Origin of the sequence: Auraticoccus cholistanensis, assembly GCF_009742705.1 — a bacterium.
GTDB lineage: Bacteria > Actinomycetota > Actinomycetes > Propionibacteriales > Propionibacteriaceae > Auraticoccus > Auraticoccus cholistanensis.
Map to the genome: position 1 here is coordinate 133,841 of NZ_WPCU01000004.1, position 24,357 is coordinate 158,197.

The window sequence follows — 24,357 nt, forward strand, 5'->3', positions numbered from 1 at the left end:
CGGCCGAGCTGGGCTACCACGGCCCGGACGCCGCCGGCCGGGTGCTGAGGTCGGGCCGGGCCAACGCCTTCGGGGTGGTGTTCGCCGACCGGTTGTCCTACGTGTTCACCGACCCCTTCGCGATCGGGCTGCTGGCGGCGTTCACCGAGGTGCTGGAGGACGCCGGGGTCGGGGTCTTCCTGGCCCCGGTGCCCGCCGGGCCGGGTGGCCACCCCGCCGACGCCGCCGCCATCGGCACCGCGGTGGTCGACGGGGTGGTCGGGCTCTGCGCCGGTCCGGGTCACCCCGGCATCGTCGCCGCCGCCCGCCGCCAGCTGCCGGTGGTCCTCACCGACACCGCGGCCGAGCACGACTACGTCAGCATCGACGACCGGGCCGCCGGCCGGACGGTGGGGGAGCACCTGGCCGGCCTGGGCCACCGGGTGGTGGGGCTGGTCTGCGAGATCCCCGGCGGCGACGGCACCCGGGTGCTCGGGCGCGACGAGCTGCCCGCGCAGGTCGAGGCGTACCGGGCCCTCGGCTGGGACGACGCCGCGAACCGGATCGAGGGCATCGCCGAGAGCCTGGCCGACCTGCAGCTGCTCACCGTCACCGCCGGGCGCAACACCCGCGAGGACGGCCGACGGTGCGCGGCCACGCTGCTCGACCGGGACCCGCGGCCGACGGCGGTGGTCGCCGTCAGCGACGTGCTCGCCCTGGGCGTGCTGGAGGAGGTGCGCTCGCGCGGCCTCGTCCCCGGGCAGGACGTCTCGGTGACGGGCTTCGACGGCATCCCCGAGGCCCGGGCGGCGGGGCTCACCACGCTGGTCCAGCCGATCGCCGAGAAGGGACGCTGGGCGGCCCGGCTGCTGCTGGACCCGTCCCTGCAGCCGCGCCAGGTGGTGCTGCCCACCGAGCTGCGCGTCGGGACGACGACCGGACCTGCTCCCGGCAGCCGCTGAGCAGGGGCGCGTCAGCGCGGCGCCTGCGGCTCCCCGCCGGGCCGGCAGGCGCACCACCGCCGCCAGGCCGCCCAGTCCTCGCGGGTGACGCTGTGGCCGCCCGGTCGCAGGCCGTAGGCCAGGGTGCCCGGGGTGGTCTGACCCGGCTCCGGGACGTCCACCACCTCGGGCTGGTCGGCGCCGAGGAAGCGGAACACCGGGGCCGCCGCCTGCAGGCAGTCCCAGGTGCCGGCCGGGTCGGCCCAGAGGTCCTCGGTGCCGTTCCACAGCAGCGTGGGTCGTGGGGCGGAGAGGGCCAGCAGCTGGTGCTGGTCGACCGGCAGCTCGTCGGTGCGGTCGGCGTGGCCGGCGAAGGCGGGCGCGAACCAGTGCGGGAAGCGGCGGGTGATCATCTTCACGGTCTCCGCCTCCGGCCGCCCGTCGGGGCCGGGCACGCAGCGCTCCGGCGCCTTGCGCGACGGCGACGCGCCGCCCGTCCCGCTCTGGGTGGCCACCACGGCGGCGAACCGGTCGTCCCAGCCGCTGGCCACCAGGGCCGCCTTGCCCATCCGGGAGTGCCCCACCACGGTGACGGCCGAGGGGTCGACCTCGGGCCGGCTGCTCAGCGCGGCCCGGGCGGCGGAGAGGGCCCAGGCCCAGGCCATCAGCGCGCCCGGCCGTCCCGCGGGGGTCGCCAGGGCGTCGAGGTCAGGACCGGCGAGGTCGGGGTGGTCCTGCACGACGTCCCCGCAGAAGACCGTGGCCACGGCGTACCCGGCGGCGACGCTGCCGGCGACGTCCCAGCTGTCGCGGTGGTCGCCGCGACCGGCGGCCCCGTCGACGGCGTAGCGGTCGTGGACCGTGACGGCCGGGTGGTCGAGCACGGTGTGGTTGCCGTGGAAGTTGAGCCCGAGGAAGCACGGGTGCGGTCCAGGGGCGGCCGGCGTCACCAGCAGCAGGGGGAAGGTCGCGGCGGGCGAGTCCACCCGCACCTGCGCCTCGACCAGCCGGGCCGTGCCGTCGAGCGCGCTGGTCTCGGTGACGCTGACCAGCTCGACCCCGCGAGGGTCCCCGGGCCACGGGCCGTAGACGTGCGCCTCGAAGAGCCGGCGCAGCTCGTGGCGGCGCCGGTCCCAGGCGGTGGCGTCGGGGACCGGACGACCGTCGGTGCCGGTCAGCGGGTCGAGGTCGGCGAGGCTGCTCACGCCGGCCACGCTACGGTGCCCGGCGGCCCCGCCGGAGGGGGGCTAAGAGGGGGGCTAGGGGTCGGCGCTGAGGGGGCTAAGCAGCCGACCGACGGGGGGCTACGTGGGGGGCTAAATCCGCCGGTCCGGCTGTCTGTCGTCGGTGCGGGTGCTAGCCGAGCACCTCGGCGCGCCGGTATCCATGGGGCGCACGCGTCTCCTCGTGGGACGGGTGCTTCAACAGCTCCAGGCACGTTCCGGTCGTCCCGGGGTGCCGAGCTCGGTTCGCTCGAAGGTGGATGAATGGAATCACGGCACGACGCTCCGGTTGCTGGTCGGCGGGGGCGATCTCGGCTCACCCGCCGCTCGCGCAGCATGTTCGCGTCCCGGCGGTCACCGCGGGGCCAGCGCGCCCTGTCCGGGCTGCTCGCCTACTCCCTCGTGGCGGGACTGCTCGCCACCCTCCTGGGACCGGTCGTCGCGCCCGCGCCGGCGAGCGCCGAAGACGGTCCTGGAGGCACGAGGATCCGGCAGGCCAACACCTTCTACGCCTATGTCGGGGCGGGCGAGAACCTCGACGTGCTGTTCACCAAGGCCGCCCAGAACGGCACCACCCCGAGCGACGTGGTGGTGACTGTGCGCGGGCCCGGTGGTGAGACCGACAGCTGCACCGTCACCGACGCCGCCGCAGTCGACGCCACCTGCTCGCTGACTGACCTCACGTCCCCGACGGCGGGTGTCTGGTCGGTCGAGTTCCGCCCTGTCGGCACCTTGACCGACTACTTCACCTGGGAGATCGAGGTCCAGGACGGCACCACCGCGATGCCCGGCCGGGTGTGGACCGACCGCTACGTCATGGCCCAGGGGACCACGGGTTCGGTGGACTTCGGCCTGACCTACGTCAGCCGGGAGGGTTTCGTCTACGACGCCCAGTACCGCGGCTACAACGGGGTCGACTCCGTCATCACCTCCGACGCGGCAGGCAACACCTTCGCCGGCACCTGCACCTCGGCCTACCTCAGCTACGACGCCGGTGATGCCCGATACGCGACGCCGGGCACCTGTGGCGACCGGTACAAGATCTTCTTCGACTCACCGGCCGCTGACCTGCCCGAGACCGCCACGTTCCCCGGCGGCTCGAGCAGCTGGGTGCTGCCGGAGGTCATGCTGCCGGACCTGACGAGCCTCGAGTTCGACCAGACCAGCCCGACCGGCCGCAGCGGTACCTTCACCGTGGCGGCGGCCAACTTCACCGGTCAGATGCAGGTGCAGATCGACGTCAACGGCGACGGCGACTACAGCGACCCCGAGGACGTCGAGCTGCCCCTGGGGGTCACCGGCGACGGCACCGCGAGCGTCGAGTGGGACGGGCTGGACGGGCAGGGCAATCCGGTCCCGTACTTCACAGACCTGAACGCCCGTGCCCTGATCGACCGCACCGGTGAGATCCACTTCACCATGAACGACGTGGAGCTGCGCGCCGGCGGCATCGAGGTGACCGCGGTCAACGGCCCAGGTGCTGGTAGCAACACCTTGTACTGGAACGACACCGGTCTGGCGGTCGCCGGCCGTGACTGCCCGACACCGCAGCCTGACGGCACCGCGGGTGTCGACAGCACCGGCGGCGTGCACGAGTGGACTTGCTTCATCCCGGGCCAGCAGTCCTGGGGCGACGTCCGTGCCATCGACGACTGGACCTACCACTCCATCGAGGAGGAGTTCGAGATCGAGCTCCCCGGGGAGCCGCAGCCCGTGTGGCAGTGCACGCCGGGTGGCCTGCTGTTCCAGAACCCGAACGGGCAGCCGCCGCTGGACATCATCGACGTCGACCTGGCCAGCGGAGCGGCGGGTGCGCCCACGGTGACGCCGGACTGGCTCGTCAACGCGGTGGGTTACAACACCGTCGACAACTACATCTACGGCTGGGGCGGCAACGCCGACGCGGGCGTCTCCCCGCAGCTCGTGCGGGTCGGCTCCGACGGTTCGGTCGACCCGCTGGGGGACATCCCCGGCTTCACCGGCACGAACGCGGCCGACGTGGACGAGAACGGTCACTACTGGGCCTTCCACCCCATCAACGGTGACTGGTGGCAGATCGACCTGGCGACCCTGACGCTGGTCGACAGCGGGAACGTCGGTCTGGGCAGCTTCACCACGGGCGGCGCCGACTGGGTGTACATCCCGGGCACCAACAAGCTGTGGCGGATCGCCACCACGGCGGGTGCGCCGGCCGCGTACCTGATCGGCTTCGACCGCACCACGAAGACCTGGACGACTCCGGTCAACCTGGGACAGGTGGGCGACAACATCACCGGTGCCTCGTTCGGTGACGCGAACGGCTTCATCTACGCGTCCTTCAACAACACCGGTGAGATCTGGCGGATCGACCCGCGGACGAACGACGCGGAGCTGTTCGCCGAGGACGGTCCTCCCTCGGCGGGCAACGACGGCGCCCGCTGCGTCGACGCGCCGCTGCCGATCGACTTCGGCGACGCGCCGGAGGGGTACGGCACGCTGCTGTCCGACAACGGCCCGCGGCACTCGCTGCCCGGGTTCGACGCCGACACCAGCACGGCTCCGCTGATGATCGGTGAGACCGTCGACATCGACACCGACGGCGTGCCGACCGCCGCCGCGGACGGCGACGGAGCCGACGAGGACGGGACCGCGAACCCCCTCGAGATCTCGGCCACCACGCCGACCGTGGTCCTCTCGGCCACCAACAACACCGGCGAGCCGGCCACCCTGGCCGGCTGGATCGACCTGGACGCCGACGGCACCTTCGAGGCCGGCGAGCGGGTCACGGTGACGGTGCCGGCGAGCTCCGGCACCGCCGACTACACCCTGGAGTTCCCGGCGGCCACGGCGTCGGCAGGCGTGTTCGCCCGGTTCCGGCTGTTCCCCGGGAACGTGGCCGACCCGGCCCCGACCGGCACGGCCGCGGCCGGTGAGGTCGAGGACTACGCCGTGCTGGTCCGCTCGCTCGAGGTGGAGAAGACCTCCACGGCGACGGCCGAGTCCCGGATCGGCGACACGGTGACCTACACCGTGACGGTGACCAACACCGGCTCGGTGGCCTACACCGACGAGGCCCCGGCGCGGGTGCAGGACGACCTGTCCGGCGTGCTGGACGACGCCACCCTGGACGAGACCAGCATCGTGGCCTCGGCCGGCACGGCGACCCTCACGGGGTCGCGGTTGACCTGGTCCGGTGCGCTGGCTCCCGAGGAGTCCGTGACCATCACCTACGACGTCACGCTGACCGCTGCCGGTGACGGCGTGGTGGAGAACGTCGCCTTCCAGACGGTCTGCCCGACCGACGACGCGGACTGCGACCCGACTCCGCCGCCGCTGGAGGAGTGCGCCGAGGGCGGGATCGACCCGGACACGGGTCTGGCGTGCGACTCCGTCTCCTTCGAGCTGCCCAAGCTGGAGATCCTCAAGACGGTCGACCCGGCTGAGATCCTGCGCGAGGGTGACGTGCTCACCTACACGGTGACCGCCACCAACACCGGCCCTGGGGACTACACCGCGGCCCGCCCGGCCGTGGTGCTGGACGACCTGACCGCCGTCCTGGACGACGCGACGATCGACCCGGCCACCATCACCGCCAGCGCGGGCGCCGTCCCCACCTACAGCGAGCCCATCATCCGCTGGAGCGGTGAGCTGGTGAGCGGGGCGACGGTGACGATCACCTACGAGGTGACCTACACCGCGGCCGGCGACACCGAGTTGGTCAACGTGGCCTTCGGTCCGCAGTGCGCGGCCGACGACCCGAGCTGCACCACCCCGCCGCCGACGCCCCAGTGCGACCCGGCCGAGGGTGGCGTGGACCCGACCACGGGCATCCCCTGCGACCGGGTGCGCCTCCCGGGCCCGCTGCTGGAGGTGACGAAGTCGGTCGACCCGGCCAAGGGCACCTCGGTGGCCGCGGGTGAGGAGCTGACCTACACCATCACCTTCGACAACGACGGCACGGCTCCCGCTGCGGTGGACGGCTGGACCGACGTGCTGGCCGGGGTGCTGGACGACGCCGAGATCACCAGCGGCCCCGCTGCCGGTGAGGGTGACCTGACGGTGTCGGCGGTCGCCGACGGTGAGCTCACCGTCGACGGCACGGTGCCGGTGGGTGGGTCCTACACGGTGACGTACACCGTCGAGGTCCGGCCCGACGGCGAGCGCGGGGACAACCTGCTGGGCAACTTCGTGCTGGAGCCGGGTGTCGTCGACCCGCCGGCCGAGTGCCTGGCCGACGACCCGCGCTGCACCACCAACCCGGTCTCGGAGATCGTGGACACCAAGTCCACGACCCCGGAGGACGGCTCGGTGGTCCAGTCGGGAGACGAGATCACCTACACGCTGACCTTCTCCAACATCGGTGAGGGTGCCGGTGCGGTGGACCGGGTCGACGACCTGACCCACCTGCTCGACGACGCGGACGTCACCGTGGCCCCGGTCCCTTCGGACCCGGCGCTGTCGGTGTCGGAGATCGTCGACGGCCGGTTCTCGATCATCGGTGAGCTGGCGGCCGACCAGACCGTCACGGTGACCTACACCGTGGTGGTCAAGGACGCCGACGCGATGGGTGACGCGGTGCTGGCGAACTACCTCCTCGACCCCGAGGAGGAGACCCCCGAGGAGCCCGTCTGCGAGGAGGGCGACGAGGACTGCACCACCCACACCGCCCCCAAGGTCGTCGACTCCAAGTCGGTCGACCCGGAGACGGGCAGCGAGGTCGTCTCGGGTGACGAGCTGACCTACACGCTCACCTTCAGCAACGAGGGCACCGCTGCCGGTCAGGTGGACCGGGTCGACGACCTGACCCACCTGCTGGACGACGCCGACGTGGTGGCCGCCCCGGTCGCCTCCGACGCGGCGCTGACGGTGTCGGAGATCGCCGACGGTCGCTTCGCGATCACCGGCGAGCTGGCTCCGGAGCAGACCGTCACCGTGACCTACACGGTCGTGGTGCGCGACGCCGACGACATGGGCGACGGCGTGCTGGCCAACTTCCTGCTGGACCCGGAGGACCCGCCGGTCACCGAGCCCACCTGCGAGGAGGGCGACGAGGACTGCACCACCAACCCGGCTCCGAAGGTCGTCGACACCAAGTCGGTCGACCCGACGAGCGGGACCGCGGTGCAGCCGGGCGCGGAGCTGACCTACACCCTCACCTTCACCAACGAGGGCGCTGCGCCGGGCGAGGTGGACCGGGTCGACGACCTGACCCACGTGCTCGACGACGCCGAGGTGGTCAGCGGCCCGGTGGCCTCCGACGACGCGCTCGCGGTGTCGGAGCTCGCCGACGACCGGTTCTCGGTCACCGGTGAGCTGGCGGCCGGTCAGACGGTGACGGTCACCTACACGGTGCAGGTGAACGGCGCCGGTGAGCTGGGTGACTCGGTGCTGGCGAACTTCCTGCTCGACCCGAGCGACGAGACCCCGGAGGAGCCGGTCTGCACCGACGCCGAGGACTGCACCTCCAACCCGGTCTCCGACATCTCCGTGGTCAAGTCCGCGGATCCCGTGTCGGGTACCGAGGTGGAGCAGGGTGAGGAGATCACCTACACGCTGACCTTCACCAACATCGGTGCTGGTGCCGGGGCGGTGGACTACACCGACCACATGGCCGGTGTGCTCGACGACGCCACGGTGACCGAGTTCCCGACCCCGTCGGAGGACGTCCTGACCGTCGCCGAGGGCGACGACCAGTACACGGTCCAGGGCACCCTGGCCGCCGGTCAGACGGTGACGGTCAGCTACACCGTGCAGGTGCGCGAGTGGGCCGAGCAGGGTGACCACGTGCTGGGCAACTTCGTCACCCCCACCGGCCAGGAGCCGCCGGCCGGGTGCGAGGCCGACAGCCTGCTGTGCACCGAGCACCCGGCGGAGGAGCCGCCGGCCGACGAGCCGCCCGCCTCGGGCGGCAACGGCGAGCAGCCGCCGGCCCAGACCCCGGGTGGGGGCGGTCAGCTGCCCAACACCGGTGCTCCGGCCGTGCTGCTGCCGCTGCTGGCCGGGCTGGTCCTGGCCCTGGTCGGGAGCGGGCTGCTGGTCCGCCGCCGCACCGGGCTGAGCCGCCGCTAGCACCGCCCGCGGGTGGCGACCCCCACCGGGGTCGCCACCCGCACCACCTCCCTACCTCCCCCGAGCGGACCGCGGCCCGGTCCTCTCGGGGGAGCTCCATGTCCGGGTCCGTACGGGCACCGGCTGGGCGTCGGCCGCGAGCCGACAGCGGCGGGTCGGCTCCCCGCGCCACCGCTGGCAGCATGGTCGCCATGACCGCCGGCCCCGTGCGACGTCTCGACGCCGCCGCACTCACCGCAGCCGTCAACGAGACCTCGGAGCTGGGGCTGACCTTCCTCGGCCCGGCCCGGGGCGGCAACGTCGGCGCCGGCTACGTCACCGACCGCGAGGGACGCCGCGGCGTCCTCACCTGGCAGCCGGGGACGCCTGCCGCCCGGCACCGCCAGGTCGCGGAGCTCGTCGAGGTGGCCCGCACCCGGGGCGTCCCCGCACCGCGGTACCAGCACGTGCTGCAGGTCGGCGACGACGTCGCGGTGGTGCAGGAGCTGCTGCCCGGCGCCGCACCGGACGACCTCTCGCCGGACCTGGTGCACCAGCTCATCGAGCTCAACCGGCGGCTGCGGGGCGCCCTCACCGACCGGCCCGGGGTGCCCGCGGCCGAGCTCCACCTGACCTCCAGCGGTCCCGGCTTCTGCCTGCACGAGACCCTGCTGATCCACAGCCGCCGCACCCGGCGCCTGCTGGACCAGGTGCGCGAGGTGGGAGCCGTCACCCCGCCGGCGATGGCCGGCCACGACCTCGTGCACCTGGACTACCAGCCGGCCAACGTGCTGGTCGACGGGGCCGGCCGGGTGAGCGGGGTGGTCGACTGGGACGGCACCGCCCGCGGGGACGGCGACCTGGACCTCGTCACGCTCTGCTTCGGGCTGCACACCGCAGCGGCGTCGCCGACCGCCGCGGACCAGCTGGAGCACCTGCTCCGCACGGGCGTCGAGCCGGACCGGCTGCGCGCGTACTGGGCCCACATGAGCCTGCGGCTCGTCGACTGGGCGATCCGCCACCACGGTCCGGAGGACGTCGACCGCTGGCTCGCCCTCGCCGCCCGCGGCCTGGGCTGAGAGCCGCCGTTCTGTCGGTGCCGGCCCCTAGGGTCGCAGCGTGCTCACCGCCGAGGTCGCCGACGTCCTCACCGCGCTGGGGGTCGTCCCCGACGTCGCGGCCAGGTCGCCGGGCGCCATCTCCTCGTCCGGCGGCATGTCGGGCGCTCGCGTCGTGCCCGGTCACGACCGCCGCGGCCGACCGGTGGTGGTCAAGATCGCCGGCCACGACCTCCCCGGGGCCGCCGCCGCGGCGGCCCGCGAGCTCGCCGTCTACACCCGGCTGGCACCGTCGCACCGGCTGCCCACGCCGCGGCTGCTGGCCGCCCGGGTCGAGGAGCACCGCACGGTGCTGGTGCTGAGCCGGCACCGACCCGCACCGGCGGCGGAGCGCTGGCCGGCCGAGCTGTGGCGGGCCCTGGTCGACGCCCTCGTCGTGGTGCACCAGACCGACGTGCCGACCGGCACCGGCACCTGGTCGTGGACGCCGGAGCCCGGGCTGCTGCTGAGCGGGCCGGACCGGGCCGTGGTGGACCGGCTGTGGTCCGAGCCGGACGACCAGCGCTGCCTCGCGGTGGTGCACGAGCAGCTGGCCGAGCTGGAGGCGGCCGCGGCGGGGCCCGACCGGGTGCTCAGCCACGGCGACTGCCACCCGGGGAACGTCCTGCTGGACGGCGACCGGCTGCTGCTGACGGACTGGCAGGGCGCCCGCCTCGGTGCGTCCTGCGCCGACCTCGCCTTCGTCCTCATCCGGGCGGTGCCCTCCGGTGCGGTGGTGCCGCGGGACGAGCTCCTCGCCCGGTACGCGGCCGGTCGCGGTCTGGCCCCGGCCGAGCTCGGCCGCGCGGTCACCGCCGCCCAGCTGCTGACGCTGACGCGGCAGTACCCGCACTTCGCCGGCTACCTCGGCGCCGGCGGCAGGGCCCGGCTGCGGTCGGCGCTGCACCGGCTGACCGCCGAGTGGCGGGCCAGCCGGTGAGGCGTCTGCTGCCTGGCTCAGGCGGTGCCGAGGGTGACCTCGGCGGTGGCGCTGCGACCGTCGCGCTCGTAGCTGACGGTCACCGGAGTACCGGGGGCCCAGTAGCGGATGGCGGCGATCAGTGCGTCCGCCGACGGCGTCCGGACGTCCTGCACCGCGGTGATGACGTCCCCGGCCTGGAGCCCGCCGTCCTCCGCCGCGCTGCCCGGCTGCACCGACCGCACCTGGGCGCCGGTGCCGTCCTGCCCGGAGTCGTCCCCGGTGAGCGTGACGCCGAGCGAGGCGTCGGGCGAGGAGCCGGTGGCGATCAGGTCGTCGGCCACCCGTCGGGCCACGTCGGCGGGGATGGCGAACCCGATGCCGATGTTGCCGGCCTGCTCGCCGGAGTCGGCCGTGCTGGCGATCGAGGAGTTGATCCCCACCACCCGCCCCGACAGGTCGACGAGCGGGCCGCCGGAGTTGCCGGGGTTGATGGCGGCGTCGGTCTGCACCGCCTGGTACACGGCCTCGTCGGTCAGCCCGGAGCGGACCGGCCGGGCCGTGTTGGACACCACGCCGCTGGTCACGGTCTTGCTCAGCCCCAGCGGGGCACCCACTGCGACCACGGTCTGGCCCACCGTGACGCTCGCCGACTCGGCGAAGGTCGCCGGCGTCAGCGTCGCCACGTCCACCTCCGAGCCGTCGAGCCGGATCACGGCCAGGTCGGTGCTGGTCGACTCGCCGACCACCGTCGCGCCGACGGTGCGGCCGTCGTCCAGGGTCACCCGGATGCTGCCGCCGGGCCCGGCGCCCTCGACCACGTGCTGGTTGGTCAGCACGTGGCCGTCGGTGTCCACGACGATGCCCGTGCCCAGCCCGCTGGAGCCGGCGCCGGCCACCTCGATGGTCACCGTGCTGGGCGAGATCACCTCCGCGGCCGCGCCCACGGTGCCGTCCTGCTGCACGCTCACCGGCGCGGTGCCGGCGTCGACCTGCACGGCGGACGTCGGCGCGGGCCGGTCCAGCACGGCGTAGCTGCCGACGCCGGTGCCGGCGCCGACCACCGCCGACAGCGCGACGGCCGCCACCAGGGTGCGGAGGTTGCGCCGTGGCCGGGTGGCCGTGGCGGTGGCTGCCGTCGGCGTGCCGAAGGCGGTGGTGGGGGCGGTCGTCGGTGCCGAGGTCGCCCAGGCCGGACGCGGCGGGGCGACGGCGCCGCGCTGCGGGTAGGTGGTCTGGGGTCCGGCCGGCTGGCCGGGGTAGCCCGAGGGGCTCTGCTGCGGGGCGGTGCCCTGTCCCGCCGGGGCGAGCTGCTCGCCGGAGGTGCTCTCGTTGTCCATGGCTCCAGGGAACCGGCGCCCGCTGTGGGTCGGCTGTGAGTCCTCTGTCGCTCCGCTACGACTCCTGCGCCGGGTGCCCGCCGGCGGGCTGCGGGGGCAGGCGTAGGTTCGGGCGATGGCGACCTCGATGCTGTGGTTCCGCCGCGACCTGCGGCTGGCCGACCACCCCGCGCTGGCGGCCGCGGCCGCCGCCGGCCCGGTGCTGCCCGTCTTCGTGCTCGACCCCGGGCTGCTGGCCTCGGCCGGACCGGTCCGCACCCACTGCCTGCTGGACGCCGTCCGGCACCTGCGACGCTCCACCGACGGCGCCCTGGTCGTCCGCACCGGCGACCCTGCCGAGGTGGTGCCCCGGCTGGCCCGCGAGGCCGGCGCCGGCAGCGTCCACGTCTCGGCCGAGACCACCCCCTACGGGCGCCGCCGCGACGACCGGGTCCGGGCCGCGCTCGGGCCGGTCGAGCTCGTGGCCACCGGCAGCCCCTACGTGGTGACGCCGGGGCGCATCCGCAGCGCCTCCGGTGACCCGTACCAGGTGTTCAGCCCCTTCTACCGCGCCTGGCTCGAGCAGGGCTGGTCGGAGCCGGAGGGGCGGCCGCGCGGGCTGCGGTGGGCGCCCCCGGTGGACTCGGAGGAGGTGCCGGCCAGCCCGCTCGACGGCGTCCCGGACGCCCCCGAGCTGCCGGAGGTGTCCGAGGCGGCCGCCCAGGAGCGCTACCAGCTCTTCGTCGACCGGCTGCTGGGCAGCTACCCGACCGACCGGGACCGTCCCGACCGCGACGGCACCTCCCAGCTGTCGGTGCACCTGAAGTACGGCACCGTGCACCCCCGGACGCTGCTCGCGCCGCTGCGGCGCGCCGCCTCGGCGGCGGGGGAGAAGGCGGTCGACCGGTTCCGCAGCGAGCTGGCCTGGCGCGACTTCTACGCCGACGTGGTCTGGCACCGGCCGGACTCGGTCTGGTCCGACCTCAAGCCCACGCTGGCCACGATCGAGTACGACGAGCCCGGCGAGCAGCTGCAGGCCTGGTGCGCCGGACGCACCGGCTACCCGGTGGTGGACGCCGGCATGCGCCAGCTGCTGGGCGCGGGCTGGATGCACAACCGGGTCCGGATGATCACCGCCAGCTTCCTGGTCAAGGACCTGCACCTGTGGTGGCCGCACGGCGCCCGCCACTTCCTGCGCCACCTGCGCGACGGTGACGTGGCCTCCAACAACCACGGCTGGCAGTGGGTGGCCGGCACCGGCACCGACCCCTCGCCCTACTTCCGGGTCTTCAACCCCGTCACCCAGGGCCGCAAGTTCGACCCCCGGGGCGACTACGTGCGGCGCTGGGTGCCCGAGCTGCGCCACGTCCCGGGGGCGGACGTGCACGAGCCCTGGACGGTCGAGGGCGGCTACGACCACGGCTACCCGCAGCGGATCGTCGACCACGGGCACGAGCGGGCCGAGGCCCTGCGCCGCTACGAGCTCGCCCGCGGCTGAGGCCGGGCGGCCCGGAGCCAGTTCACCTCCGAGGTCGACGTCCGGCACCGCGAATTCGTCGTCGCGTCACGAGTTATCAGCGGCTGAACCATTGACCCCCACGCCGAGGCGTCAATACCGTGAGGTCCGTGGGGCGCCCCCGCCCCTGGTCGTCGACGGGATCTCGGGGCTTCGTGATGGGCCGGAACATCCTCAGCGCGGCGCACACTCTCCACCCCCCGACCCCTGGAGGAACCACATGAAGCGCAAGATCCTCGCTCTCACGGCGAGTGCCGGCATCGTGATGGCATCGAGCATCGCGCTGGCCAGCCCGGCGGAGGCCGCTCTGGTCACCCGCTGCATCGGTGAGGGCGGCGCGGTGACCGTCCCGGGCGACCTGGTCGTCCCCGCCAACCAGGTCTGCACCCTCGACGGCACCACCGTCCAGGGCAACGTCCGCGTCCAGGCCGGTGCCGACCTGGTCCTCGACGGCGTCACCATCGAGGGCAACGTGGTGGCCAACGCCAACTCCTACGTCGAGGCCGTCGACTCCACCGTCGCCGGGCAGGTCAACCTCCGCGGCGCCTTCGGCAGCTACCTCGAGGGCACCTCGGTCGCCGGCAACGTGGCCACCCGGCCCACCGCCGAGGTCGAGACCGCCGGCTTCGTGCTGACCGCCGACTCCTCCGTGGGCGGCAACCTCGTCTCCCAGGCCGGTGAGGTCCTGCTGGAGACCAGCGAGGTCGCCGGCAACGTCAACTCGGCCGGCAGCTACTACACCGACCTGTACGAGTCCTGGGTCGACGGCAACCTGTCCGTCACCGGCAACGAGCTGGGCGGCATCGCCTGCGCCGTCAGCATCGGCGGCACCACCACCTACGACGGCAACGCCGACCTGGTCCAGCTCGGCTCGGACGGCCCGACCACCAGCTGCGAGGGGTCCAGCTTCTTCGGTGACGACGTCACCCTCTCCGGCAACACCGGTGGGGTCTACGTCGACAACGCCATCGTGAGCGGCGACCTGGCGCTCTCCGGCAACGACCCCGTCGCCCAGGTCGGCGCGGGCAACCGCGTCCGTGGCGACGTGACCGGCGAGTACGAGGACTGGGCCGGCGACGCCGACGCCCAGCTGCGCACCCTGGCCAAGGCCGAGCAGCCGCAGAGCCGCAAGGACGCCCTGCAGAGCAAGATCGCCGACCGCGGCGCCGACGCGGAGGCCGAGGCCGCCGAGGCCGGTCCCGCCCGGCTCTGACCGACCGCGCACCCGGTGACGGGCCCGGACGCCGAGCGCGTCCGGGCCCGTCCCGCGTCCGGGGGTCGGACGCCCGGTGAGGAGCACCGAGATGCTGCCCGGCGGGGCTCGTCGGGGCTCGGCGCCGCCGGTGCGTGGAGGACGGCGGTGGATCAGGGCCGACGGGGTACGCCCACGCAGAGCGCCGCGGTCCGCAGGTCGACCGTGCGGTGACCGCCGCGGCGCAGGCGCGGAGGAGCGACCATGATCCACCAGAGGATGCTGGAGACCTACCCGAAAGACCTCGGCGGGGTCGACCGGGAGAAGCTGGCGGCGTGCATCGCCGCGTGCTTCAAGTGCGCCCAGGCCTGCACCGCGTGTGCGGATGCGTGCCTGGCGGAGGACATGGTGGCGGAGCTGACCACGTGCATCCGCACCGATCTCGACTGCGCCGACATCTGCCAGACGACCGGACGGGCGCTCTCGCGGCGCACCGGCTACGACGCCGCCGTGACCCGCGCCTTCCTGGAGGCGTGCGCGACCGCCTGCAAGGCGTGCGGGGACGAGTGCGAGTCCCACGCCGGGATGCACGAGCACTGCCGGGCCTGCGCCGAGGCGTGCCGTCGCTGCGAGCAGGCCTGCCGGGAGCTCCTCGACACCCTCTGACCGCGCGTGACGCCTCCGACGCCTCGGGCGTCCTAGCATCGGGACGTGATACGACCCGAGCAGCGCCATGTCCCTGTCCCCGCGGCGGGCGAGGACGTCAACCGGTGGCAGCTCCTCCTCGACCGGGACCCCGCCCACTCCGACCGCTACGCCGAGCGGTTCCGCCAGATGCGGCGCGAGGGCATGGACCTGGCGGGTGAGGCCCGCCTCGTCGACGCCATGGTCGGCCGCCGCAGCCGCGTGCTCGACGCCGGCTGCGGGTCCGGCCGGGTGGCCGGCCACCTGGCCCGCCTCGGCCACCAGGTGGTCGGCGTGGACCTCGACCCCGCGCTGGTGCAGGTGGCCCGCGCCGAGGAGCCGGGCACCTACCTCACCGGCGACCTGGCCGAGCTCGACACCGTGCTCGCCGACGCCGGCCAGCAGGCCGGCTTCGACGTCGTCGTCTGCGCCGGCAACGTCGTCACCTTCCTCGCCCCCTCCACCCGGCGCCCCGTGCTGGAGCAGCTGGCCGGCGCCCTCGCCCCGGCCGGACGGCTGGTGGTCGGCTTCGGCGCCGGCCGCGGCTACCCCTTCGAGGAGTTCCTGGCCGACGCCCGCGAGGTCGGGCTCAGCACCGACGTGCTGCTCAGCACCTGGGATCTGCGTCCCCTCGCCGACGACAGCGACTTCCTCGTCGCCGTCCTCTCCCGCTGAGTCGGCTCGGGCGCGTTCGCTAGATTCTGCCGTCGGACGTCCACGAGCGGGAGGCAGGCGATGAGCGAGGGCATGAAGGTCGCGACGGTGTCGGACCTGGAGGCCGGGGAGGCCGTGGTCGTCGAGGCGAAGGTGACCGGCACCGAGGACGACATCGCCCTGTTCCGCGACGACGACGGCACCTTCTACGCCCTCGACGACACCTGCTCCCACCAGGAGGCCTCGCTGGCCGACGGCTGGGTCGAGGACGGCGAGGTCGAGTGCCCGCTGCACGCCGCCCGGTTCTGCCTGCGGACGGGGGCCGCGCTCTGCCTCCCCGCCACCGCGCCGGTGCGCACCCACCGGGTCGAGCTGCGCGGCGAGGACGTCTGGCTGTTCCCCGGCGAGCCCGCGGCCTGAGCCGTGGCCGACGTCCCGGAGCCGCTGGCGGCCTCCGCCCGGGTCGTGGTGGTCGGCGGCGGCCTCGCCGCGACCGCCCTGGTCGGCTCGCTGCGCGAGGGGGGATTCGCCGGCCCGGTCACGGTGGTGGAGCAGGGCGGTCCCCCGCACGACCGGCCGCCGCTGACCAAGTCCTACCTCGCCGGCGAGCTCGCCCCCGAGGGACTGCTGCTGCGCCCGCCGCAGTGGTGGGGCGAGCACGACGTCGACCTGCGCACGGCCAGCCGGGTGGGCACGGTCGCCCGGCAGCCCGACGGCACCTTCCTCGTGGAGGTGGGCGCCGACGCGCTGACCGCCGACCGGGTGGTGCTCGCGACCGGCGGCGAGCCGCTGCTGCCGCCCGTCCCGGGGGTCGAGCACGCCCTCACGCTGCGCGACCGCGCGGACGCCGACCGGCTGCGGGACCGGCTCCAGCGCGACCACCGGCTGGTGGTGGTGGGTGCCGGGCTCGTCGGCTCGGAGGTGGCGGCGACCGCCACCCGGCTGGGGTGCCGGGTCACCGTCGTCGACCCGGTCGTCCCGCTGGTCGACGTCCTCGGCACCGAGCTCGCCGTCTGGCTGCACCTGCTGCACCGCGAGCACGGCGTCTCGCTGGTGGCCGAACGGGCCGGGCTGATCGAGCCCGGACGGGTGCACGTGCCCGGCGCGGTGCTCGAGGCCGACACGGTGCTGGTCGCCACCGGGATGCGGCCGGTGCTGCCGGTGACCGCCGTGGCCGACGCCGGAGCCGGCTCCGCGGCGCTCGAGCTCGGCCTCGACGGCACGGTCACCGTCGACCGGTACGGGCGGACCTCGGTGCCCGGGCTGCTGGCGGTGGGCGACTGCTCCTCGCGCGGCAGCGGCGGACGCTCCGCGGGCCACTGGGAGTCCGCCCGGCTGGACGGGGAGTCGGTGGCCGCCGGGCTGCTCGGACGGACCCCGCCGGAGCGCGGGCCCTCCTGGTTCTGGACCGACCGCTACGGCCACCACGTCGAGGCCCTCGGCACCCTGGCCGCGGCCGAGCACGTCGTCACCCGCGGCACCCTGGGGCAGCCGCCGTTCAGCCTCTTCGGGCTGGCGGGCGGCACGGTCGTCGCCGCCGCCGGGGTCGACGACCCCAGGGCGGTCAAGGTGGCCCGGCGGCTCGCCGTCTCCGGACGTCCGGTGGCGGCCGAGGCGCTGGCCGACCCGGGCCAGGACCTGCGCCGCCTGCTCCGCTGATCGCTGCTCCGCCGGCCCTACCGATCCGCGACCGACCGATCCGCTGACGAACCGAACCGCTGACGAACCGATCCGCTGACAGGGTGGCCCCGCCGACCTACGCTGAGGAGGTCGGGAGGACCCGCCGGCAACGGCGCCGGGGTGATCCACCGGCGGAGGAGCTCCCCATGCGCAGTCACCGAGCCCTGACCGTGGCCCTCGTCTCCACGGGCCTGCTGCTGAGCGGGGTGGCGGCGGGTCCGCCCGCCCACGCCGCCGGCTGCCGGCCCAGCGCCGTACCGGACGACATCGACCGCGACGGCCGCTCCGACCTCGTGGTCGGCGACCCCTACGCCGACCGGAACGAGGGCCGCGTCGAGGTGGTGTACAACGACGGCCGGCGGGCCATGATCCGTCGCTCGCAGCTGCCCGGCGACCCCGGCGACGCGTCCTTCTTCGGCAGCGCCGTGGCCCTGGGCGACTTCACCGGCGACGGGTGCCTGGACCTCGCCGTCGGCTCGCCCTCCGACGGCTACGTCGAGCCCGAGGACGCCGACGACGGCGGCGGCGACCCGGGACGTCCGGCCGAGCCGAAGGTCTTCGTGCTGCGCGGCACCAGCACCGGCATCACCACCAGCGACCCCGTCGTCGTGCTCGACCCCGAGATGGGGGAGTACAGCGGCTTCGGCAACGACCTGGCCGTGCTGCAGCCCTACCCGGACTCCAGAGCCCAGCTGGTGGTCGGCATGCCCTCGCGCGACGGCGGTCGCGGCGGGGTGGCGTTCTTCGCCTTCGACGACGACGGGCAGCCGGGCGAACCGGTGCTCGTGGACCGCGACACCCCCGGCGTGGACGGCAGCGCCACCCCCGACAGCATGTTCGGCGCCAGCCTGGCCACCATCGGGCACAGCGTGCTGGTCGGCGCCGACGGCACCGCGGTGTCGGGGCGGCGACGGGCCGGGTCGGTGACCATGCTGACGAACACGGACGCGGCGCCGCAGACGTTCAAGGGCGTCTCCTACAGCCAGGACAGCGCCGGCGTCTCCGGCGGGGCCGAGACGAACGACCGTTTCGGCTACAGCGTGGCCGCCCACGGCGGCTGGGTCGCGGTCGGCGTGCCCGAGGAGAACCTCGGCGAGGACGTCGACGCCGGAGCCGTGCAGCTGTTCCGCCGCAACGCCGGCGCGGGCACACTCACCCCGGTGCAGATGGTGAGCCAGGAGACGGCCGGCGTGCCCGGGGGCAGCGAGGACTACGACCGCTTCGGCAGCTCGGTGACTGTCGGCCGCGGGCTGCAGCGGGCCGGGGTGCTGGCGCTGGCCGTCGCCGCCGAGAACGAGGAGGACGACCCCGACGTGCCCGACACCGGCGCGTGGACCGTCCTCGACCTGCCCACGCTGAGGGGGAGCCGGTACAGCCTCTCCTCGCCGGGCGTACCGGGAGCCGACGCCCGCGGGGCCGGCGCCTTCATGCACGTGGCGGTGCTGGGCGGACCGCAGGCGGCCACCGCCGAGCGGCGCGACGCGCTGGTGGTCGCGCTGCCCAGCCGGTCCCGCGGCCGGGTGCTGGTCTCCCCGCCCTGGCTCGGCAGCTGGGAGTCCTTCCAGAGCGGCGACTACCCGACCAGCGCGGAGTTCGGCGCCGCGGTCAGCTGACCCCCTGCACCGGCGGCCGACCGGCAGTACAGTCGGGCCATGCCGCACACCTCCGGGACCGCCGACGCGGTCTCGCCCGCCCCGGGCACGGCCGCCGGCACGGCGACCAGCGAGGCCGAGGTCGACGCCGACTTCATGGCCCTGGTGGCACCGCTGCGCCGCGAGCTGACGGCCCACTGCTACCGGATGCTGGGCTCGGTGCACGAGGCCGAGGACCTCGTCCAGGAGACCTACGTCCGCGCCTGGCGGGCCCAGCAGCAGTTCGAGGGCCGCAGCAGCCTGCGCACCTGGATGTACACCATCGCCACCCGGGTCTGCCTCACCGCGCTCGAGAAGGGCAGCCGCCGCCCGCTGCCGACCGGCCTCGGCCAGCCGGCCACCGACGCCCGCGCCGAGCTGGTGCAGCGCCCCGAGATCACCTGGCTCGAGCCCTGGCCCGGCGCCGCCGAACCCGCCGACCCCGACCCGGCCGCGGTGGTCGTCGGCCAGGAGAGCATCCGGCTGGCCTTCGTGGCCGCGCTGCAGCACCTGACGCCGATCCAGCGGGCGGTGCTGGTGCTGCGCGAGGTGCTGGGCTACAGCGCGGCGGAGACGGCGGAGGTGCTGCAGACCACCGTGGCGGCCGTCAACAGCGCGCTGCAGCGCAGCCGGGCCCGGCTCGCCTCGGCCCAGCCCTCCGACGGCGCCCGGCAGGACGACCTGGACGACCGCGCCCGGCAGCTGGTCGAGCGCTACGCCGAGGCCTTCGAGCGCTACGACATCCCCGCGCTGGTCCAGCTGCTCACCGAGGACGCCACCTGGGAGATGCCGCCCTTCGAGGGCTGGTACTCCGGGCCCGAGCAGATCGGCACCCTGATCCGCACCCGCTGCCCGGCCCGCGGACCGGGCGACATGCGGGTCCGGTGGACCGTCGCCAACGGCCAGCCGGCCTTCGGGCTGTACATGCGCGGGGCCGACGGCGTCCACCGCGCCTTCCACCTGCAGGTGCTCTCGGTGCGGGACGGGCGGATCGACCACGTGGCCGCCTTCTTCGACCTCTCGCTGTTCCCCCGCTTCGGCCTGCCCGAGACCCTGTGAGGTGTCGCTCCCAGGACCCTCCCGTCGCGGCCGGGTGGCCCCGTTCGAGGTGATGAGCATCCTCGACACGGTGGCCCGGATGCGCGCGTCGGGCCGCGAGGTGGTCAACCTGTGCGTGGGCGAACCCTCGCAGGGCGCCCCCGGACCGGTGCGGGCCGCGCTGGCCGAGGCGCTCACCGCCGGGGTGCCGATGGGCTACTCCGAGGCGTTCGGGCTGCGCCCGCTCCGCGAGCAGCTGGCGCAGCTGTACCAGACCCGGTACGGGTTGCCGGTCGAGCCCGAGCGGATCGCGCTGACCACCGGCTCGTCGGGGGCCTTCCTGCTGACCTTCCTGGCCGCCTTCGACCCGGGGGACCGGGTGGCCCTGGCCCGTCCCGGCTACCCCGCCTACCGCACCATCCTCAGCAGCCTCGGCTGCGAGGTGGTCGAGCTCGACTGCGGGCCCGGGCAGCGCTTCCAGCCCACCGTGGAGCTGCTGGAGGCCGCCGCCGCCGACGGCCCGCTGCGGGGGCTGGTGCTGGCCTCGCCGGCCAACCCGACCGGCACCATGGTCGACGCCGAGCAGCTGTCGGAGCTGGCGGCGTGGTGCCGCGCCCACGGCACCCGGCTGGTCAGCGACGAGATCTACCACGGCATCACCGCCTCCGGCGACGCCGGCGCCTGCGCCCGCAGCCACGACGAGCAGGCGGTGGTGGTGTCCTCCTTCTCCAAGTACTGGGGGATGACCGGCTGGCGGCTCGGCTGGACGGTCCTGCCCGACGACCTGGTCGAGCCGGTCGACGCGCTGGCCGGCAACTACTCGCTCTGCCCGCCGGTGCCGGCCATGCACGCCGCCCTGGCCGCCTTCGAGCCCGCGTCGCTGGCGGCGGCGGAGGCCGCGGTGCGCGCCCACGCCGAGGCCCGGCAGGTCGCGCTGGCCGCGGTGGAGGAGCTGGGGTGGGTCGACGTCGCCCCGGCCGACGGCGCGTTCTACCTCTACGCCGGCATCACCCCGGTGCTGGGCGGGCACCCCGACTCCCGCGCCTGGTGCGCCGCCCTGCTGGAGGAGCAGGGGGTGGCGCTGACCCCCGGGCTGGACTTCGACGCCGTCCGCGGCCACGGCACCGTCCGGCTGTCCCTGGCGGCGGGGGCGGAGGCCGTCGACACCGCCCTCACCCGGGTCGGCCGCTTCACCGACCGCACCTCGGGCTGACCTCGGTCCCGCCGCCGGCCGGGCCGGCGGGGCCCGTCGGCGGCGGACGACGAGCCGGGCGTACGGTGGCCCGGTGGTGGACCCGATGCACTTCGAGGCCCAGGCCGACCGCTACGACCGCGCCCGGCCGCCGTACCCGCCCGAGCTCTGGCAGCGGCTGCACGACCTCGGGCTGCTGCGCCCCGGTGCGCGTGCCCTCGACCTGGGTGCCGGCACCGGTCAGGCCACCGGGCCGCTGCTGGAGGCGGGCCTGCGGGTCACCGCCGTGGAACCGGGGGAGCGGCTCGCCACCCGGCTGCGGGCGGCCTTCCCCGCGGCCGAGGTGCTGCTGGGCCGGGCCGAGGACGTCCAGCTGCCGGCGGACGCGTTCGACCTCGTCGTGGCCGCCACCTCGATCCACTGGATGGACCTCGACGTGCTGCTGCCGGCGGTGCACCGCTGGCTGGCCCCCGGCGGGCGGTTCCTGGTCTGGCGCAACGTCTTCGGCGACCCCGACGTCAGCACCCCCTTCCGGGACCGGGTGGCCGACGTGGTGCGGGCCCGACGGTCCCCCGCCCGGCCCGGGCCCGACCCCCAGGACGTCGCGGCGACCCGCGAGCGGCTGACCCGGGGCGGGCACTTCACGGTCGACGAGACCACGACCTACCGGTGGTCGGTCGAGCTCGACGAGGAGCAGGTGCACGCGCTGTTCAGCACCTTCAGCGACTGGTCTGCCGACGAGGTGGACCGGGTCGCCGGGGCCGTCGGCGACCTGGGTGGCCGGGTCGTCGAGCACTACCGCTCCTGGCTGCTCGTCCTCACCCCGACGCCGCAGGCGTAGGGTCGCCCCGTGCTCGCCGCTCTCGGCTGGGGGCTCCTCGCCGCCTCGTCCCTCCTCGTCGGTGCCCTGCTCGGGGTCGTCCGCAGCTGGCGCGACGGCCTGGTCGGCGCCGTGCTGGCCTTCGGCGCCGGCGCGCTGATCTCGAGCATCTCCTTCGAGCTCGCCGCCGAGGGGTTCCGCGTCGGCGGCGCCGTGCCGGTGGCCCTGGGCATCGGCGTCGGAGCCCTGGCCTTCTTCCTCGCCGACCGCGGCGTCGAGAACCTCGGCGGTCGCGAGGGCGGCGGCGCGGCGGGTCTGCCGCTCGCGCTGGGGGCGCTCCTCGACGGCATCCCCGAGCAGGCGGTGCTCGGCATCGCGCTGGCCTCCGGCGAGGGGCTGAGCGCCGCGCTGCTGGTGGCCATCATCGTGTCGAACCTGCCCGAGGGCGTCGGGTCCGCCGCCGACATGCGGGCCGCCGGCCGGTCCCGCGGGCAGGTGCTGGGGCTGTGGGCGGGGGTCGCCGTGTTCGCCGCCCTCGCCACCCTGGCCGGCTACCTGCTGGCCGACGTGCTGAGCCCGGCGTGGCAGGCCGGCATCGACGGCTTCGCCGCCGGCGCCCTGCTGGTCATGCTGGTCGACTCGATGGTGCCCGAGGCCCGGGAGAAGGCCCGCGACTACGCCGGTCTGGCCACGGTGCTGGGGTTCGCCACCGCCGCCGCGCTCTCGGCGCTGTCCTGACCGCTCCCGGGCCCCACGTCGGCGCCGGCCCGGCCCGGGGCCGTCAGCCGGAGTGGGGTCCGACCGCGGCGATCGGGGCGTCCAGCTCGGGCAGGTTGCGCCGGATCGACTCGTCCCAGGCCAGGGTGACGCCCAGGTCGTCGGCCAGCAGCCGCTGCAGCCGGCTCCGCAGCTTGGCGTCGGCGTGCACCTGCGGAGGCTGCACGTCCTCGTCGTGGCACAGCGAGACCAGGGCGCCGACGGCCTCGCCGATCGACCACTCCACCGGGTGCAGCCGGTAGGCGCCGTTGGTGATGTGCGTCGTCCCGATGTTCTTGTTCGCCGGCAGCAGGTTGCTGACCCGGACCGGGATCAGGGCCCCGAGCGGGATCTGGAAGGGGAAGCAGTCGATGTCGACGTAGGTCCGTCCGGCCGTCGAGGGGTGCAGGTCGATCCGGTAGTAGCCGGTCCCGACCGAGTCCTCGAAGACCTCCGAGCCGGTGCCCTCGCCGCGCATCTCCTTGCCGATGTGGCCCTCGTGCACGGTGAACAGCGCCCGGATCCGCCGCGACTCGCGGATGTAGGGCTCCAGGGCCAGTCCGTCGCTGGTGCCCAGCACGTCGCCGCGGAGCCGGAGCTCGGGGTAGCCGGTGCCGCCCTCCGTCCGCGGCGCGGCCGTCTGCAGCCAGTGCACGAAGGAGAGGGTCAGCTGCCGGGAGTCCTCCAGCGCCGCGTCCCGGGCCCGGTCGTCCACACCGAGCAGCGGCGCCTCCCAGTAGTCGATCTGCGGCCAGTTGACCAGCGTGATCTCCCCGCCGGGGAAGTCGGGGCTGAGGTGGCGCCGGGCGAGCACCCGCCGGTAGTGCCACAGGTCCTTGTCGTGGCTGGTCACCGCCTGGTCCGGGTGGCCGGCGAAGACCGGCCGGGTGCGGCGCGCCAGCGAGATGGGCTCGACGTCGGTGAAGGACAGCTGCGGGCCGGGCCAGAAGGGTGCGACCTGGGTGGCGAAGAAGGAGTAGCGCTCCGGCTGCGGGATCGTGTTGTCCTGCCCCGGCGCCCACTCCAGGGCGCAGCACCACGAGATGGCCTGCTGGTCCAGCGGGTCGGCCTGCTCGGGGGCGTGCAGCTCGCCGTGCTCCGCCCGCGACTCCGCACCCACGACGTGCTCGACGTCGGCCATCGGCAGCAGGTCGCCCAGCTCGGTGGCGTCGACGAAGAAGGGGGCGACCAGCCGCGTCTCGGCCCCGGTCCGGGTGCTGCGCACCACCACCGAGGCGACCTGGTCCCCCGACCGGGTGGCGGCCACCGGCTCGTGCTCGCGGAGCCACTGCAGCCGTCCCGACGCCAGCAGGGGGGAGACCAGCTGCTCCAGCACCAGGGCGGCGACCCGCGGCTCGGCGCAGAGCCGCGAGACGAACCCGGCGCCGGGGTTGAGGTGCGGGTCCGCCGCCGCCTCCTCGGTCAACGGGTAGAACCGGCGGTAGTGGTCGCGGATCCCCTCCCGCAGCTCGGTGTAGCTGGGAGAGGCGGCGGGTCCCTCGATCCAGGCGTGCTCGTCCGGGGGCACCCCCTGGGTGGTCAGCTGGCCGCCGAGCCACGGCGAGCGCTCGGTGAGGACGACGCGGCGGCCGAGCCGGGCGGCGGTCAGGGCGGCGGCGACGCCGCCGAGGCCGCCGCCGATGACGACGAGGTCGGCGTGCAGCTCGTCGACGGGGGTGGTGGGCGCTG

At 74.8% G+C, this 24,357-nt stretch carries 18 protein-coding genes; 15 read left to right on the forward strand and 3 right to left on the reverse strand.

From position 1 onward, the window contains the following. Positions 1-941, forward strand: a 941-nt coding sequence (locus GC722_RS03255; protein ID WP_156607953.1) for a substrate-binding domain-containing protein, incomplete at its 5' end; no start/stop codon positions are given. A gap of 11 nt (positions 942-952) precedes the next feature. On the opposite strand, the gene GC722_RS03260 is transcribed toward GC722_RS03255, so the two are convergent. Next, positions 953-2,125 carry a glucuronyl esterase domain-containing protein gene (locus tag GC722_RS03260; RefSeq protein WP_156607956.1) on the reverse strand — a complete coding sequence of 391 codons (1,173 nt, stop codon included), beginning with the start codon at positions 2,123-2,125 and terminating at the stop codon, positions 953-955. A 354-nt stretch (positions 2,126-2,479) separates the two neighbouring features. Here GC722_RS03260 and GC722_RS03265 point away from each other — a divergent pair, with 354 nt between their 5' ends. From GC722_RS03265 to GC722_RS03275, 3 genes are all read left to right on the forward strand, one after another. Next, positions 2,480-8,191, forward strand: coding sequence for a DUF7927 domain-containing protein (locus tag GC722_RS03265; RefSeq protein ID WP_156607958.1), 5,712 nt, complete (start codon positions 2,480-2,482; stop codon positions 8,189-8,191). 191 nt (positions 8,192-8,382) lie between these two features. Continuing rightward, positions 8,383-9,249 (forward strand): phosphotransferase family protein, encoded by an 867-nt coding sequence (locus GC722_RS03270; protein ID WP_156607960.1) that lies wholly within the window; start codon positions 8,383-8,385, stop codon positions 9,247-9,249. Positions 9,250-9,289: 40 nt separating this feature from the next. After that, a complete protein-coding gene (locus tag GC722_RS03275) occupies positions 9,290-10,207 on the forward strand; it encodes a phosphotransferase family protein (protein ID WP_156607961.1) in 918 nt (305 codons plus the stop codon). A gap of 17 nt (positions 10,208-10,224) precedes the next feature. On the opposite strand, the gene GC722_RS03280 is transcribed toward GC722_RS03275, so the two are convergent. Further along, positions 10,225-11,526: a S1C family serine protease gene (locus GC722_RS03280; RefSeq protein WP_156607963.1), complete on the reverse strand. Its 1,302-nt coding sequence runs from the start codon at positions 11,524-11,526 to the stop codon at positions 10,225-10,227. Between the two features lie 115 nt (positions 11,527-11,641). Here GC722_RS03280 and GC722_RS03285 point away from each other — a divergent pair, with 115 nt between their 5' ends. From GC722_RS03285 to GC722_RS03335, 11 genes are all read left to right on the forward strand, one after another. Further along, entirely contained in the window at positions 11,642-13,003 is a 1,362-nt protein-coding gene (locus GC722_RS03285; RefSeq protein WP_156607965.1) for a cryptochrome/photolyase family protein, read from the forward strand. Positions 13,004-13,241: 238 nt separating this feature from the next. Next, a complete protein-coding gene (locus tag GC722_RS03290) occupies positions 13,242-14,234 on the forward strand; it encodes a hypothetical protein (RefSeq protein WP_156607967.1) in 993 nt (330 codons plus the stop codon). 243 nt (positions 14,235-14,477) lie between these two features. Further along, entirely contained in the window at positions 14,478-14,879 is a 402-nt protein-coding gene (locus GC722_RS03295) for a four-helix bundle copper-binding protein (protein WP_156607969.1), read from the forward strand. 45 nt (positions 14,880-14,924) lie between these two features. Continuing rightward, positions 14,925-15,572: a class I SAM-dependent methyltransferase gene (locus GC722_RS03300; protein ID WP_331714340.1), complete on the forward strand. Its 648-nt coding sequence runs from the start codon at positions 14,925-14,927 to the stop codon at positions 15,570-15,572. Positions 15,573-15,632: 60 nt separating this feature from the next. Continuing rightward, positions 15,633-15,971 carry a bifunctional 3-phenylpropionate/cinnamic acid dioxygenase ferredoxin subunit gene (locus tag GC722_RS03305; RefSeq protein ID WP_156607971.1) on the forward strand — a complete coding sequence of 113 codons (339 nt, stop codon included), beginning with the start codon at positions 15,633-15,635 and terminating at the stop codon, positions 15,969-15,971. A gap of 3 nt (positions 15,972-15,974) precedes the next feature. Continuing rightward, positions 15,975-17,210, forward strand: coding sequence for an NAD(P)/FAD-dependent oxidoreductase (locus tag GC722_RS03310; RefSeq protein ID WP_156607973.1), 1,236 nt, complete (start codon positions 15,975-15,977; stop codon positions 17,208-17,210). 167 nt (positions 17,211-17,377) lie between these two features. Further along, positions 17,378-18,844 carry an FG-GAP repeat domain-containing protein gene (locus GC722_RS03315; RefSeq protein WP_156607974.1) on the forward strand — a complete coding sequence of 489 codons (1,467 nt, stop codon included), beginning with the start codon at positions 17,378-17,380 and terminating at the stop codon, positions 18,842-18,844. A gap of 39 nt (positions 18,845-18,883) precedes the next feature. Further along, positions 18,884-19,921, forward strand: coding sequence for a sigma-70 family RNA polymerase sigma factor (locus GC722_RS03320; protein WP_156607976.1), 1,038 nt, complete (start codon positions 18,884-18,886; stop codon positions 19,919-19,921). 34 nt (positions 19,922-19,955) lie between these two features. Continuing rightward, a complete protein-coding gene (locus tag GC722_RS03325) occupies positions 19,956-21,113 on the forward strand; it encodes a pyridoxal phosphate-dependent aminotransferase (RefSeq protein WP_331714341.1) in 1,158 nt (385 codons plus the stop codon). A 73-nt stretch (positions 21,114-21,186) separates the two neighbouring features. Further along, the gene (locus GC722_RS03330) at positions 21,187-21,933 is read left to right on the forward strand and encodes a class I SAM-dependent methyltransferase (protein WP_197429737.1); all 747 of its coding nucleotides are present in this window, start codon (positions 21,187-21,189) and stop codon (positions 21,931-21,933) included. Between the two features lie 9 nt (positions 21,934-21,942). Beyond that, on the forward strand, positions 21,943-22,650 hold the full coding sequence (locus GC722_RS03335) for a ZIP family metal transporter (protein ID WP_197429738.1): 708 nt from the start codon (positions 21,943-21,945) through the stop codon (positions 22,648-22,650). A gap of 43 nt (positions 22,651-22,693) precedes the next feature. On the opposite strand, the gene GC722_RS03340 is transcribed toward GC722_RS03335, so the two are convergent. After that, a partial coding sequence (locus GC722_RS03340) for an FAD-dependent oxidoreductase (protein ID WP_331714342.1) occupies positions 22,694-24,357 on the reverse strand: 1,664 nt, incomplete at its 5' end.